Source organism: Rhizorhabdus antheiae (genome assembly GCF_049889055.1).
Lineage (GTDB): Bacteria > Pseudomonadota > Alphaproteobacteria > Sphingomonadales > Sphingomonadaceae > Rhizorhabdus.
Genome location: NZ_JBLTWO010000002.1, coordinates 207,182 through 219,916, shown reverse-complemented (window position 1 = coordinate 219,916; position 12,735 = coordinate 207,182). Strand labels below are relative to the sequence as shown.

Annotated in this window: 14 protein-coding genes and 1 tRNA gene; 12 read left to right on the top strand and 3 right to left on the bottom strand. The window is 64.9% G+C overall.

Going from position 1 to position 12,735, the window contains the following annotated elements; translation table 11 throughout:
- The first annotated feature begins 50 nt into the window (after window positions 1-50).
- Window positions 51-827, top strand: a complete 777-nt coding sequence (locus ACNI3R_RS05475; RefSeq protein WP_426180619.1) for a SapC family protein — start codon at window positions 51-53, stop codon at window positions 825-827.
- Window positions 828-1,045: 218 nt separating this feature from the next.
- Here the strand turns inward: ACNI3R_RS05475 and ACNI3R_RS05470 are convergent, their stop codons facing one another.
- Window positions 1,046-1,906 (bottom strand): N-formylglutamate amidohydrolase, encoded by an 861-nt coding sequence (locus ACNI3R_RS05470; protein WP_426180618.1) that lies wholly within the window; start codon window positions 1,904-1,906, stop codon window positions 1,046-1,048.
- 158 nt (window positions 1,907-2,064) lie between these two features.
- On the opposite strand from ACNI3R_RS05470, the gene cpdR reads away from it, so the two are divergent.
- From cpdR to ACNI3R_RS05455, 3 genes are all read left to right on the top strand, one after another.
- A complete protein-coding gene (gene cpdR, locus ACNI3R_RS05465; protein WP_426180616.1) occupies window positions 2,065-2,439 on the top strand; it encodes a cell cycle two-component system response regulator CpdR in 375 nt (124 codons plus the stop codon).
- A 59-nt stretch (window positions 2,440-2,498) separates the two neighbouring features.
- A tRNA-Val gene (locus ACNI3R_RS05460) sits at window positions 2,499-2,573 on the top strand.
- A gap of 155 nt (window positions 2,574-2,728) precedes the next feature.
- Window positions 2,729-3,286, top strand: coding sequence for a fasciclin domain-containing protein (locus tag ACNI3R_RS05455; RefSeq protein ID WP_426180614.1), 558 nt, complete (start codon window positions 2,729-2,731; stop codon window positions 3,284-3,286).
- 46 nt (window positions 3,287-3,332) lie between these two features.
- Here the strand turns inward: ACNI3R_RS05455 and tgt are convergent, their stop codons facing one another.
- Window positions 3,333-4,466, bottom strand: a complete 1,134-nt coding sequence (gene tgt / locus ACNI3R_RS05450) for a tRNA guanosine(34) transglycosylase Tgt (RefSeq protein WP_426180613.1) — start codon at window positions 4,464-4,466, stop codon at window positions 3,333-3,335.
- 75 nt (window positions 4,467-4,541) lie between these two features.
- Between tgt and ACNI3R_RS05445 the strand changes: the two genes are divergently transcribed.
- The 5 genes from ACNI3R_RS05445 to ACNI3R_RS05425 all read left to right on the top strand — a co-directional run bounded on the left by ACNI3R_RS05445 (window position 4,542) and on the right by ACNI3R_RS05425 (window position 7,295).
- Window positions 4,542-5,297, top strand: a complete 756-nt coding sequence (locus ACNI3R_RS05445; RefSeq protein ID WP_426180611.1) for a TSUP family transporter — start codon at window positions 4,542-4,544, stop codon at window positions 5,295-5,297.
- A gap of 126 nt (window positions 5,298-5,423) precedes the next feature.
- Window positions 5,424-5,600, top strand: coding sequence for a hypothetical protein (locus ACNI3R_RS05440; protein ID WP_426180610.1), 177 nt, complete (start codon window positions 5,424-5,426; stop codon window positions 5,598-5,600).
- A gap of 44 nt (window positions 5,601-5,644) precedes the next feature.
- Window positions 5,645-6,046, top strand: a complete 402-nt coding sequence (locus ACNI3R_RS05435) for a DUF488 domain-containing protein (protein ID WP_426180608.1) — start codon at window positions 5,645-5,647, stop codon at window positions 6,044-6,046.
- A gap of 67 nt (window positions 6,047-6,113) precedes the next feature.
- Window positions 6,114-6,500 carry a limonene-1,2-epoxide hydrolase family protein gene (locus tag ACNI3R_RS05430; protein WP_426180607.1) on the top strand — a complete coding sequence of 129 codons (387 nt, stop codon included), beginning with the start codon at window positions 6,114-6,116 and terminating at the stop codon, window positions 6,498-6,500.
- Window positions 6,501-6,689: 189 nt separating this feature from the next.
- Window positions 6,690-7,295, top strand: a complete 606-nt coding sequence (locus ACNI3R_RS05425) for a DUF4142 domain-containing protein (protein ID WP_426180605.1) — start codon at window positions 6,690-6,692, stop codon at window positions 7,293-7,295.
- Window positions 7,296-7,329: 34 nt separating this feature from the next.
- Here the strand turns inward: ACNI3R_RS05425 and ACNI3R_RS05420 are convergent, their stop codons facing one another.
- Complete coding sequence (locus ACNI3R_RS05420; RefSeq protein ID WP_426180604.1) at window positions 7,330-8,325, bottom strand: NAD(P)H-quinone oxidoreductase; 996 nt, start codon at window positions 8,323-8,325, stop codon at window positions 7,330-7,332.
- 83 nt (window positions 8,326-8,408) lie between these two features.
- Between ACNI3R_RS05420 and ACNI3R_RS05415 the strand changes: the two genes are divergently transcribed.
- The 3 genes from ACNI3R_RS05415 to sthA all read left to right on the top strand — a co-directional run bounded on the left by ACNI3R_RS05415 (window position 8,409) and on the right by sthA (window position 12,684).
- The gene (locus tag ACNI3R_RS05415) at window positions 8,409-8,606 is read left to right on the top strand and encodes a DUF1192 domain-containing protein (RefSeq protein WP_426180602.1); all 198 of its coding nucleotides are present in this window, start codon (window positions 8,409-8,411) and stop codon (window positions 8,604-8,606) included.
- Window positions 8,607-8,734: 128 nt separating this feature from the next.
- Window positions 8,735-11,050: an ATP-dependent Clp protease ATP-binding subunit ClpA gene (clpA, locus tag ACNI3R_RS05410; protein ID WP_426180600.1), complete on the top strand. Its 2,316-nt coding sequence runs from the start codon at window positions 8,735-8,737 to the stop codon at window positions 11,048-11,050.
- Window positions 11,051-11,214: 164 nt separating this feature from the next.
- Complete coding sequence (gene sthA, locus ACNI3R_RS05405) at window positions 11,215-12,684, top strand: Si-specific NAD(P)(+) transhydrogenase (protein ID WP_426180598.1); 1,470 nt, start codon at window positions 11,215-11,217, stop codon at window positions 12,682-12,684.
- Window positions 12,685-12,735 lie beyond the last annotated feature (51 nt).

Here is a 12,735-nt window from a genome sequence, read left to right as displayed (position 1 = left end):
CGCAACCCGCGAAATCATCCACCTCTCAACCGGTTTTCAGGAGATTGTCGATGGCGACTGCCCCGGCCAACGCCCTGCCCCTCTTCTATAATGAATTGCAGCCGCTCTCGAGCCAGCTTCACGCCAACTGGAAGGCGCGCACGCTGGAGTCCGCCGAATTCTTCGCTACCGCCCATGCGGTGCCGCTGACGGTCGAGGAGTTCATCTCCGCACAGCGCTACTATCCGATCGTCTTCTCGGCAGGTCCGGAACCCGTGCCGCTGGCGCTGTTCGGACTCAATGACGGCGTCAACGTGTTCGTCGACGAGAAGGGCATGCCCACCCGCGACATCTACATCCCGGCCTATGTCCGCCGCTATCCGTTCATGCTCGCCCGGCTGCGCCCGGACAGCGACGACCTGTCGCTGTGCTTCGACGGCACCTCTGGCGTGATCGGCGAGTTCGAGGACGGCATGCCGCTGTTCGACGGCGAGGAACCGGCCGAGGCGACTAAGAACGCCCTCGCCTTCTGCGAGCAGTTCGAGCAGGCCGGCATGCGAACCGGCATGTTCATGCAGGAGCTGATCCAGAACAAGCTGCTGATCGACGGCGAAGTCACGATCGAGCCGGAAGGTGGCCAGCCCTTCGTGTATCGCGGCTTCCAGATCATCTCGGAGGACAAGCTCAAGGAGCTTCGCGGGGACGTGCTGCGCAAGATGGTCCAGAGCGGTCTGCTGCCGCTGATTTACGCCCACCTCTTTTCCCTGTCGCTGATTCGCGACGTATTCGGGATGCAGGCGCAGCAGGGCAAGGCACCGCCGGTGACCCCGGTCGAGGCGCAGGCCTGAGGCGAAACGGGGGGAAAGTGCTGCGGAACTAAGGAATTTCCCCAAAATGGGTCGAACTGTTCTTGAAAGATCGGGGCAGTCGACCTATCTTGCGGATGTGCGGTGGTCGTGCCCCCCTTTCGCGGCCCCGTACGACGCATCCCCCGGGATGCGTTCCTCCCTGAACCTTGGCCACCTCGTGCGAAAGCACGAGGTGGTTCTTTTATCGGGGCCTTCCCTTATTCCGCAGCGATCTGCGCTTCGGGCCTGAACAGGCTCTCCAGCCGGCTCGCGATCGTCGCCAGCAGGCGGCCACACCCCTCCATATTGGGTCCGGGACGATCCAGCGCTGCATCGAGGTAGAGCGACCGGTCATATTCGATCTGGATCGCGTGCACGTTGCGCCGGGGCCGGCCATGGCGGTCGATCGTATAGCCCCCCGCATAAGGATGGTTCCGCGCCGCGACCAGGCCGACACTCTCGATCACCGCCATCACCAGATCGACCGCAGCGATCGAAGCCCCCGCGCCGAAGCGATCCCCCACCACGATCCGCACCGGACCGTCCGGCTGCCGGATAGGCAGTGGTGGCATCGAATGGCAGTCGATCAGGATCGCCGCCCCGAAACGCTGCCGGGTCAGTTCCAGCCGCTGTGCTATCGCTGCGTGATAAGGTGCGTGGATCTCGGCGATTCGGCTCCGCACAGCATCCTGGGTCAGCCGCCGCCGCCACAGCTCACCGCAGGACGGGAGGCGCCGCGGAAACAGGCCCAGCCCCGCGCGCACCTTTCCGCTCAGCAATAGATCTTCGGCCGCGAGCACCCCTTCGACCATCGCCGGATCGATCTCGCGCGGGTCACGGTTGAGGTCTATGGTCGCCCGCGCCACGCTGGCGACGATGGCGGTTGCCCCTTGCGCGATGGCCGGTCCGATCAAGTCGTCGGCATAGCGGTCCTCGAGCGCCCGCAGCCGCTCCACGGGAACCCGCGCCGCCTCGATCACCGACGGCGGATAGTCGCGCCCGGCATGCGGCACCGTCAGCAGGATCGGCGACGCGGGCAGCGCCGGGCCGATCAGGGTAAAGGGAGCGGCGGAAACCATGGCCTCACGCTAGAGTCGGGGGCATGGCCGCGCAACAGCTGCCGCTACGAAAGGTTAAGCGGGAATCGCTTTTTTCGGCAGCATCTGGAAATTGTTAAGCGGTTCGCGCATAAGTGGACGGCAGACCGGCACGAGGCCGGCATGCAGGATGTGACGCGATGATCCGTATTTTGCTGGCCGAGGACGACGACTCGATGCGCGAATATCTCGCGCGGGCACTCGAGCGTTCGGGCTATGCCGTCACCAGCGTCGACCGCGGTACCGCCGCACTCCCGCTGCTGGAACGCGAGAGCTTCGATCTGCTGCTGACCGACATCGTCATGCCGGAAATGGACGGGATCGAGCTTGCCCAGCGCGCCAATGTGATCGCGCCGAACATGCGCGTCATGTTCATCACCGGCTTTGCCGCCGTGACGCTCAAGGCCGGTGCGACGCCGCCCGATGCCAAGGTGTTGTCGAAGCCTTTCCACCTGCGTGAGCTGGTGATGGAGGTCGACCGCATGTTCCAGGTCGGCAGCGCGACAGGCCTGTAAAAAAGAAACATCATGGGGGGTTGCGCGCCCCCCGAGCCTCCGCTAGGGAGCCCCGCATTGGGCGTGTAGCTCAGTGGTAGAGCACTGTGTTGACATCGCAGGGGTCGCAAGTTCAATCCTTGCCACGCCCACCATAAACCCCGTCAATCCTCTGGATTGGCGGGGTTTTTGTTGTCGGTTGCAGATCTGACGGCACTGCCCTTTGGGGAAGCGCCGCATCCGCGACGACCTTTCTCACGTTCCTTCAATGCACTTCCTCCTCCCGAAGTGTTCAAGAAGGATGCAGACGATGAAAATCACGTCCGAAAAGCTCTTCCGCGCGATCGCCGGCGCGGCGCTGATGGCGTCTACCGCCATCCCCTTCGCAGCCGTGCAGGCCGCCGATCATCACGGCGCGCATCAGGGCACCGTCGTCGACGGCGCGGTCGCCTCGCCCGATCACACCACGCTGGTTGCGGCGGTCAAGGCGGCCGGCCTCGTCGAGACGCTGTCGGGCTCCGGCCCCTTCACGGTGTTCGCGCCGACCAACGCCGCTTTCGCCAAGCTGCCGGCCGGCACCGTCGACACGCTGCTGAAGCCCGAGAACAAGGCGACGCTGACCTCGATCCTCACTTATCATGTCGTGCCCGGCAAGCTGATGGCGGCCGACATCGCCGCCAATGCCGCTGCGCATGGTGGCAAGGCGATGGTCAAGACGGTTCAGGGCGAGACGCTGACCGGCTGGAAGGATTCGGCCGGCGGGTGGTGGCTGACCGATGCCAAGGGCGGCAAGGTGAAGATCATTGCGGCGGACATGGCCAAGTCGAATGGCGTGATCCACGTCATCGACGGCGTGCTGATGCCCTGAGGCAGAGCCGGGTTGGGGAGCGCCATGGCGCTCCCCGTTTCCGGTATCAGCCGGTCCGGTAATAGGCCGCGCGGAAACCATCGGCGAAGGCCTTGAGCCGGCCTTCCGCAATCGCCGCGCGCAGGTCCGCCATCAGGGCCTGATAGAAGCTCAGATTATGCTCGGTCATGAGCATCGCGCCGAGGATTTCCCCCGCGCGGATCAGATGGTGGATATACGCCCGACTGAACTGGCCGCAGACGGGGCAGCTGCAGGCGGGATCGAGAGGCCCCTGATCCTCGCCGAAGCGCGCATTGCGCAGGTTGATCGGACCCTCCCGCGTGAACGCTTGTCCATTGCGCCCGGAGCGGGTCGGCAGCACGCAATCGAACATGTCGATGCCGCGCTCGACCGCACCGACGATGTCGTCGGGCTTGCCCACCCCCATCAGATAGCGGGGCTTGGCCTCGTCCAGCTGACCGGGGGCGAAATCGAGCGTGGCGAACATCGCTTCCTGCCCCTCACCCACAGCCAGACCGCCGACCGCATAGCCATCGAACCCGATGTCGAGCAGCGCGTCGGCCGACAGCTTGCGCAGCCGCTCGTCCAGCGCACCCTGCTGAATGCCGAACACCGCCGCGCGCTCCGCATGCTCGCCTCCGGCATCGAACGCGGCGCGTGAACGGCGCGCCCAGCGCATCGACCGGAGCATCGCCTCTTCCTGCTCCTTCGCCGTTGTGGTCGTCGGCACGAGCTCGTCGAACGCCATGATGATGTCGGAATCGAGCAGGCGCTGAATTTCGATCGACCGCTCGGGCGACAGCATGTGCGACGAGCCGTCGAGATGGCTCTTGAAGGACACGCCTTCTTCGCTCCGCTTGGTCAGCGCCGACAGGCTCATCACCTGATAGCCGCCGCTGTCGGTGAGGATCGGCCGTTCCCAGCGCATGAATTCGTGCAGACCGCCGAGCCGGGCAACCCGTTCTGCTCCGGGGCGCAGCATCAGATGATAGGTGTTGCCGAGAATGATGTCGGCGCCGGTCGCGCGCACATCTGTCGGCTTCATCGCCTTGACCGTGGCCGCCGTGCCCACCGGCATGAAGGCGGGGGTGCGGATCTCGCCCCGCTTCATGCTTATGGTGCCGGTGCGGGCCTTGCCGTCGACGGCTTGGATGGCGAATTCGAAACGCGGATTGTCCATGGGCGGCCCATAAGCCGGGCGGCCTCGCCTGCCAAGGCTTGCGCCGGTTGGGTTGGTCGGGCAGGTCGTTACGCCATGGACCTCGGCCTCGACACCTATGCCATCCTCACCATGGTCGCCTTCGTGGCGGGCTTCATCGATGCGATCGCGGGCGGCGGTGGCCTCCTCACCATCCCCGCCATGCTCTGGACCGGCATTCCGCCGATCGCGGCGCTTGCCACGAACAAGCTGCAGAGCAGTTTCGGATCGGGCACCGCCTGCTGGAATTTCAGCCGGAAGCGGATGATCGACTGGCGCACCTATGGGCCGACGGTTGCCATCATCGCGGCCCTCTCGGCGGTGGGCTCGATCATCGTTCAGGCGATCGGCAATGACGCGCTGAATCTGATCGTGCCCGTGCTTCTGCTGGCGGTGGCCGCCTATATCGTCCTGTCGCCGCGCATGCATGACGAGGATGCGCATCAGCGGTTGAGCGTGAAAGCCTATGTGCCGGTCGGCGGTGCGATCGGATTTTACGACGGCTTCTTCGGCCCGGGCACCGGCAGCTTCTTCGCGACCACCCTGGTGTCGCTACGCGGCATGGGGCTCACCCGCGCCACCGCCCACACCAAGGCTTTCAACTTCGCGAGCAATATCGGCAGCCTGATCGTCTTTCTGTCCGCCGGGCACATTTTGTTCCTGCTCGGCCTGTGCATGGCGGTCGGAACGACGGCGGGCGCCCTTGCGGGCTCGCATATGGCGATGCGTTTCGGTGCGCGCGTCATCAGGCCGCTGCTGGTGACCATCTCGCTCGCCATGACGGCACGGCTTCTATGGAACGCGCTGGCCTGACGGCCAGCTTCGACAGAGCCCGCACAGAGCCCGCTTCGGCACGGACCGCCGCCCTGACCCAACGAAGCGCTTGCCTTGGCCCCGCCTTGGATTCCATAGCAGAGGCATAGATCAGGAGAGTTGGCGTTGGACGAAGACAACATCCCCACCACTGACGCGCAGCCGGCAGAGTCGCCTACCAAGACGAAGTCGGCGCCCAAGATAACCAAGAAGACGGCCGTGATCGGCGCAGCCGTCGGCATCGGGTCGGCAGCGATCGTCGCCGCCCTGCTCTACGCCAATCGCGGTAACGGCAAGTCCTGAGCCGGCCCTCACCCTCCCGGATCTTCACGATCGGCTATGAGGGCGTGACGCAGCAGGAGTTCGTCGACTGCCTGCGCCAGGCCGGAGTCGAGGTCTTGGCCGATGTCCGCGCCGTGCCCCTATCGCGGCGCCCCGGCTTCTCCAAGAATATCCTGGCCGCAGGGCTCCGCGAGGCCGGCATCGACTATAGTGGCTTCAAGGCGCTGGGCACGCCCGCCGAGGGGCGAGCCGCAGCGCGGCGCAACGACCTCACCACCCTCTCGCGCATCTATGCTGACCAGCTCGACATGCCGGACGCCATTGCGCAATCCGTCATGCTGCAGGATCTCGCCCGGCAGCGGCGCACCGCCCTGCTCTGCTTCGAACGCGCACCAGCCTGCTGTCACCGCTCGCTTCTGGCCCAGGCCTTGTTCGCGGGCGCCGAAATCATCGACCTGTTTCCGTAGCGGCCGCGGCCATTGCCCGCACAGTGATCGGGCGTTAGCCTTGGGCCGAAACAAGGAGGGGATATCCATGACCGACGCCATCGCCACGACCGAGGCCTTTCTCGCCGAATGGGCCAAGGGTCGCGACGCCATCCGCCAGGCCGTGCGCGACTATTTCACGCCCACCACGACCTGGGAAAATGTCGGCATGTCGCTGACGACTGGTCCGGACGAAGCACTGGCGGCCCTCGACGGGTTCGAGGCGAACCTCGGCATGGTCGCAATGACCGTCGACATGCATTCGATCGTGGCGCTTGGCGACAAGGTGCTGACCGAGCGCGTCGACCATATCCTGACGGCAGACGGCTCGGTCGCGGCCTCGATCCGGATCATGGGCATCATCGAAACCAGCGGCGGCAAGATCACCGCCTGGCGCGACTATTTCGATACGGCCGGCCTCCTCGGCGGCGGCTGACCGGATCCGCAGCGCGACTGGCCGTTTCCAGCGGTTGGTCGGCGGACCATTTTCCTCGCCGCAGACCGCGCGAAAAAGCGCCGGTCGGAACCGATCCGTAACGGAAAATCCCGACCTCTCTATAGGTTGAAGCGGAACAGGCTTTTCCGCCGGATCGTTTCAGGGGCTTCCAAAGAAGGAATGCCCATCATGAAACGCTCCATTCCCATCCTGTCAGCCGCTGTGCTGGTGCTGGCCCTTTCGGGCTGCGGCGACAAGACGAAGGCGGATGCCGATGCAGCCGCCAATCAGGCCGAGCAGGCGCTCGACAGCGCCGGCGCCATGGCGTCGAACGTGGCGCTGGACGCGCAACAGGCCCTGTCGCCTACCCCGGCCGGACAGGAATTCATCGACCGTCTGGCGAAATCCGATGCCTATGAAATCGCCGCGGCCAAGCTCGCGGCAACCAACGCATCGTCGCAGGCCGTGAAAGACTTCGCGGCCGGGATGATCAAGGCGCACACCGACTCGAGCGCCCAGATCAAGGCAGCGGCGGCCATGGCCACCCCCGCGCTGATGCCCAATGCGGAACTGACCGCCGATCAGCGGGACGACCTTGCGGACCTCGGCAAGAAGAAGGGGGCCGAGTTCGACAAGGACTATATCGACGATCAGGTCGACGCCCATGAGGACGCGGTCGTGCTGCTCCGCGACTATTCGGCCAAGGGCGACACCCCCGCCCTGCGTGACGCGGCGGGCGAGTTGCTCCCCACCGTGCAGGGCCATCTCGACCACGCACGCCGTCTGGACAAGTAACGGACAGAGCTTCCGCTGCCGGCCGGCTCCCGCCTCAGATGGTGAGTACCACCTTGCCGATATGGTCTTCGTCGAGGCGCCGATGCGCCTCGGCGGCGGCGGCCAGCGGGAAGGTGGTGTCGATCACCGGCTTGAGCCGGCCTTCTTCGACATGCGGCCAGACCACCGAGGCGATCTCGTCGGCGACACCCGTCTTGAAGCTCAGGTCGCGCGGGCGGAGCGTAGAGCCGGTCAGGGTCAGCCGCTTCTGCATGATCTTCCAGATCGGAATCTCGGCTTTGCCGCCTTGCTGAACCGCGATCGACACATGGCGCCCATCGTCCGCCAGGCAGTCGATGTTCCGCGGCAGATAGTCGCCGCCCACCATGTCGAGCACCACGTCGACCCCGCGTCCGTCGGTAAGCCGGGCGACCTCCACCACGAAGTCCTGCGTGCGATAATTGATCGCTGCGCTCGCCCCCAGCTTCACCGCTGCCGCGCATTTCTCGTCCGATCCGGCTGTCACGATCGTGCGCAGCTGGAAAATGCGGCCAAGCAGGATCGTCATCGTGCCGATGCCGCTGGTGCCGCCGTGGACGAGCACAGTATCGCCGTCGGCCGCATAAGCGCGCTCGAAGACGTTGCTCCACACCGTGAACAGCGTTTCCGGAATGGCCGCCGCCTCGATCATCGACAGCGTGTTGGGGATGGACAGGCACAGCCCGGCTTCGGCCACGGCATATTCGGCATAGCCGCCCCCGGCGACCAGCGCACAGACCGCCTGCCCGAGCAGCTCGGGCATAACCCCGTCTCCGCAGACGACGATCTCGCCGGCAATCTCCAGCCCCAGAATCGACGGCGCCCCCGGCGGCGGCGGATAACGGCCCGTCCGCTGCGCGACATCGGGCCGATTGACCCCGGCGGCTGCGACTCGGATGAGGACCTGTCCCGGTCCCGGCATAGGCACGGGCCGCTTGACGGGGACCAATATCTCCGGTCCGCCCGGCCCATCCGGGTCGATCGCCCACATCATCTCAGCAAATTCGACCATCTTGCCCCCGATCAAGGCGCTGCCGACGCCCGATTCACCATCGGTTTATTGACATGCGCCCCGTCAGGGTCAACTTTGAGGCCATGGAGCCTGACGATCTTTTCGCGAAAAAGGCCGCAGATCCGCTGAGCCAGCTGGTTCGGCAGGATCTCGACCCGCTGTCGGTCGAAGAGCTGGAGCTGCGGATATCCGCACTTACGGCTGAGATCGACCGCTGCCGCGATCGGATGGCCAAGGCCGTTAACCATCGCGCAACAGCCGAAGGCCTATTCAAGCGATGACGGCGCGACTGCCGGAAAGCGACGCTCTCGCCCCCCGGCAGAAGGGTGGTTCTTGATGAACGGCCCTCGGCACCCGACATATGGTTTAGCGGCATGGCTCGGCCCATGCCGAATGGAGTAGAACGACCATGCCATCCTTCGCCCGCGAACTCGAACAGACGCTGCACAACGCGCTGAGCGCAGCCAGCAGCCGGCGCCACGAATATGCGACTCTGGAGCATCTGCTTCTGGCGCTGATCGCGGACGAACATGCGTCGAAAGTGATGACTGCCTGCGGCGTCGACCTGTCGGAGCTGCGCAACGCGGTCACCAACTATCTCGATACCGAGCTCGATGCGCTCAAGGTCGAGGGGGAGACTGATCCCTCGCCGACCAGCGGCTTCCAGCGGGTCGTCCAGCGCGCAATTCTCCATGTCCAGTCTTCGGGTCGCGAGGAAGTGACGGGCGCGAATGTCCTCGTCGCGCTGTTCAGCGAGCGTGAAAGCTATGCTGTCTTCTTCCTGCAGCAGCAGGACATGAGCCGCCTCGATGCCGTCAGCTATATCAGCCATGGCGTCGGCAAGGCCGGCCAGCCGACCGAGCAGCGAGAGGTCAAGGGCGCCGAGGAGGAGAAGGCGCAGGCCAAGACCGACGGCAAGAAGGGCGAGAGCGCGCTCAAGCAGTTCTGCGTCAACCTCAATGACAAGGCCAAGTCGGGCAAGGTCGATCCGCTGATCGGCCGCTCGGCCGAAGTCGACCGCACCGTGCAGATCCTGTGCCGCCGCTCGAAGAACAATCCGCTTTATGTAGGCGACCCCGGCGTCGGCAAGACAGCCATCGCCGAGGGCCTGGCGCGCAAGATCGTCGAGGGCGACGTTCCCGAGGTGCTGCTGCCGGCCGTCATCTACTCGCTCGACATGGGCTCGCTGCTGGCGGGCACCCGCTATCGCGGCGATTTCGAGGAGCGGCTGAAGCAGGTCGTGACGGAGCTCGAAAAGCTGCCCCACGCGGTGCTGTTCATCGACGAGATCCACACCGTGATCGGTGCGGGTGCGACGTCGGGCGGCGCGATGGATGCGTCCAACCTGCTCAAGCCGGCGCTGTCGGGCGGTTCGATCCGCTGCATCGGCTCGACCACCTACAAGGAATTCCGCAACCACTTCGAAAAGGACCGCGCGCTGCTGCGGCGTTTCCAGAAGATCGACGTCAACGAGCCCACGATCGAGGACACGATCAAGATCGTCTCCGGTCTGCGGTCGGCCTTCGAAGAGCATCACAACGTCAAATATACGCCCGACGCGATCAAGGCGGCGGTGGAACTGTCGTCGCGCTACATCAGCGACCGCAAGCAGCCCGACAAGGCGATCGACGTGATCGACGAGGTCGGCGCCTCGCAGATGCTGGTGCCCCCGGCCAAGCGCAAGAAGGTGATCACGCCCAAGGAGATCGAGGCCGTCATCGCGACGATGGCGCGCGTCCCTCCGAAGACGGTGTCGACCGACGACAAGAAGGCACTCGGCACGCTCGAAACCGATCTGAAGCGCGTCGTCTTCGGACAGGACAAGGCCATCGAAGTGCTGAGTTCGGCGATCAAGCTCAGCCGCGCCGGCCTGCGCGATCCGGACAAGCCGATAGGCAACTATCTCTTCTCCGGCCCGACCGGCGTCGGCAAGACCGAGGTTGCGCGCCAGCTGGCATCGATCCTGGGCATACCGCTCCAGCGTTTCGACATGTCCGAATATATGGAGCGGCACTCGGTCAGCCGGCTGATCGGCGCGCCTCCCGGCTATGTCGGCTATGATCAGGGCGGCCTGCTGACCGACGCGGTCGACCAGCATCCGCACAGCGTGCTGCTGCTCGACGAGATCGAGAAAGCGCATCCGGACCTGTTCAACATCCTGCTGCAGGTGATGGACAACGGCAAGCTGACCGATCACCACGGCAAGACGGTCGACTTCCGCAACACCATCCTGATCATGACGACCAACGCCGGCGCGTCCGACATGGCGCGCGAGACGCTGGGCTTCGGGTCGCTGTCCCGCGAGGGCGAGGACGAGGAAGCGGTGAAGAAGCTCTTCACGCCCGAATTCCGCAACCGCCTCGATGCGATCGTGCCGTTCGGCTATCTGCCGGCCGAGGTCGTCTCGCGCGTGGTCGAAAAGTTCATCCTGCAGCTCGAACTCCAGCTGGCCGACCGCGAGGTGCACATCAGCCTCGACGACGAGGCCAAGCAGTGGCTGACCGCCAAGGGCTACGACAAGCTCTATGGCGCCCGCCCGATGGGCCGCCTGATCCAGGAAAAGATCAAGCAGCCGCTGGCCGAGGAACTGCTGTTCGGCAAGCTGGTCCATGGCGGCGAGGTCAAGGTGAAGATGAAGGACGAGGCCCTCTCGTTCGAAATCGTGCCGGCCGCGCCGAAGCGCTCGAAAAAGGGCGGCGGCGCCAAGGCCAAGGTCAAAGCCTGAACTTTTGAACGACTGAAACAGGACAAGGCCCGTCTCGCAAGAGGCGGGCCTTTCTCTTGCCGACGTTCTCTAGCGGCCGGAAAATCGCGATTAACCTTATCTTGCGACCTTTGGATGCAGGATCGCTGTTTGGCCGTCCTGCGACGTGCCGAGGGGGCGATGACATGCGCTACGAACTGATCGTTATCGGCAGCGGGCCGGCCGGACGCCGGGCCGCAATCCAGGCCGCCAAGCTGGGCAAGTCGGTACTTGTCGTCGAGAATCGCTACCGGGTCGGCGGCGTGTCGGTGCACACCGGGACGATCCCCTCCAAGACGCTGCGCGAAACCGTGCTGAACCTGACCGGCTGGCGCGAGCGCGGCTTCTATGGCCGGGCCTACCGCGTCAAGAAGGACATCGAGGGCAAGGATCTCAACGCCCGGCTGCAGATGACGCTCGACCATGAGATCGACGTGCTGGAGCATCAGTTCACCCGCAACGGTGTGCGCACCATGGAGGGCACCGCCCGCTTCATCGGGTCGCACCAGATCGAGGTTACCGGTCCCAAGGGCGAGATCCACCCAATCGAAGGCGAGAAGATCCTGATCGCGGTCGGCACGATGCCCTTCCGCCCGGCCTCGATACCGTTCAATGCCACCAATATCCTCGACAGCGACGACCTGATCACCGAGCCGGCCATCCCGCGCAGCCTGACGGTGATCGGGGCAGGCGTGATCGGCATCGAATATGCCACGATCTTCTCGGCCCTGGACGTACCCGTAACCCTGATCGAACCACGCGACAGCTTCCTCGACTTTGTCGACCGGGAGATCATCGACGACTTCGTCCACCAGCTCCGCGACCGCGGCATGGCGATCCGGCTGGGGGCGAAACTCGACCATGTCGAGGTCGATGCCAAGGGCTGGGCCGTATCGGTTCTGGAAGATGGCCGCCGCATCCGGTCGGAAATGCTCCTCTACGCAGCCGGTCGCATCGGCGCCACCGCGGCGCTGCAACTCGATCGCTGTGGGCTGGAAGCGGACGATCGCGGCCGGCTTAAGGTCGACCCGGTATCGCTGCAGACCAGCGTCCCGCACATCTACGCCGCGGGCGACGTGATCGGCTTTCCCAGCCTGGCGTCGACATCGATGGAGCAGGGCCGCATCGCGGCCTGCCATGCCTTCGGCGCACCGATGCCCCCGGCCCCCGCTTACTTCCCCTATGGCATCTACGCCGTCCCCGAAATCTCCACCGTCGGCCTGACCGAGCAGGAGGTTCGCGACCGCGGTATCCCCTATGAATGCGGCGTTGCGCGCTTTCGGGAAACATCGCGCGGCCACATCATGGGCAGCCAGTCGGGCATGATGAAGATGATCTTCGCGCTGGAAAGCCGAAAGCTGCTCGGCGTTCATATCATCGGCGAAAGCGCGACCGAGTTGATCCACATCGGTCAGGCCGTGCTCAACCTTGGCGGCACGATCGACTATTTCGTTGAGAACACCTTCAACTATCCGACCCTCGCCGAGGCCTACAAGATCGCCGCGCTCGACGCCTGGAACCGGATGCCGCGCTGCGACGACCATATGCAGAGCGCCCTCGAACGCGCCCTGCCCGAGCTGCAGCGGATAGCCGTCCAGGGGCCCCGCGCAGCCTGAACAGCGGACACACTTAAGGGCATTTTTTGTCAGCGCCATTGATCTGCGGCG

Excerpts from the sequence above, each read along its gene's own strand:
- ACNI3R_RS05430 (WP_426180607.1), top strand. The coding sequence starts at position 6,114 with ATGACCGACGCCATCGCCACGACCGAGGCCTTTCTCGCCGAATGGGCC.
- ACNI3R_RS05445 (WP_426180611.1), top strand. The coding sequence starts at position 4,542 with ATGGACCTCGGCCTCGACACCTATGCCATCCTCACCATGGTCGCCTTC.
- cpdR (WP_426180616.1), top strand. The coding sequence starts at position 2,065 with ATGATCCGTATTTTGCTGGCCGAGGACGACGACTCGATGCGCGAATAT.
- ACNI3R_RS05455 (WP_426180614.1), top strand. The coding sequence starts at position 2,729 with ATGAAAATCACGTCCGAAAAGCTCTTCCGCGCGATCGCCGGCGCGGCG.
- tgt (WP_426180613.1), bottom strand. The coding sequence starts at position 4,466 with ATGGACAATCCGCGTTTCGAATTCGCCATCCAAGCCGTCGACGGCAAG.
- ACNI3R_RS05425 (WP_426180605.1), top strand. The coding sequence starts at position 6,690 with ATGAAACGCTCCATTCCCATCCTGTCAGCCGCTGTGCTGGTGCTGGCC.
- ACNI3R_RS05470 (WP_426180618.1), bottom strand. The coding sequence starts at position 1,906 with ATGGTTTCCGCCGCTCCCTTTACCCTGATCGGCCCGGCGCTGCCCGCG.
- ACNI3R_RS05415 (WP_426180602.1), top strand. The coding sequence starts at position 8,409 with ATGGAGCCTGACGATCTTTTCGCGAAAAAGGCCGCAGATCCGCTGAGC.
- ACNI3R_RS05475 (WP_426180619.1), top strand. The coding sequence starts at position 51 with ATGGCGACTGCCCCGGCCAACGCCCTGCCCCTCTTCTATAATGAATTG.
- clpA (WP_426180600.1), top strand. The coding sequence starts at position 8,735 with ATGCCATCCTTCGCCCGCGAACTCGAACAGACGCTGCACAACGCGCTG.
- sthA (WP_426180598.1), top strand. The coding sequence starts at position 11,215 with ATGCGCTACGAACTGATCGTTATCGGCAGCGGGCCGGCCGGACGCCGG.
- ACNI3R_RS05420 (WP_426180604.1), bottom strand. The coding sequence starts at position 8,325 with ATGGTCGAATTTGCTGAGATGATGTGGGCGATCGACCCGGATGGGCCG.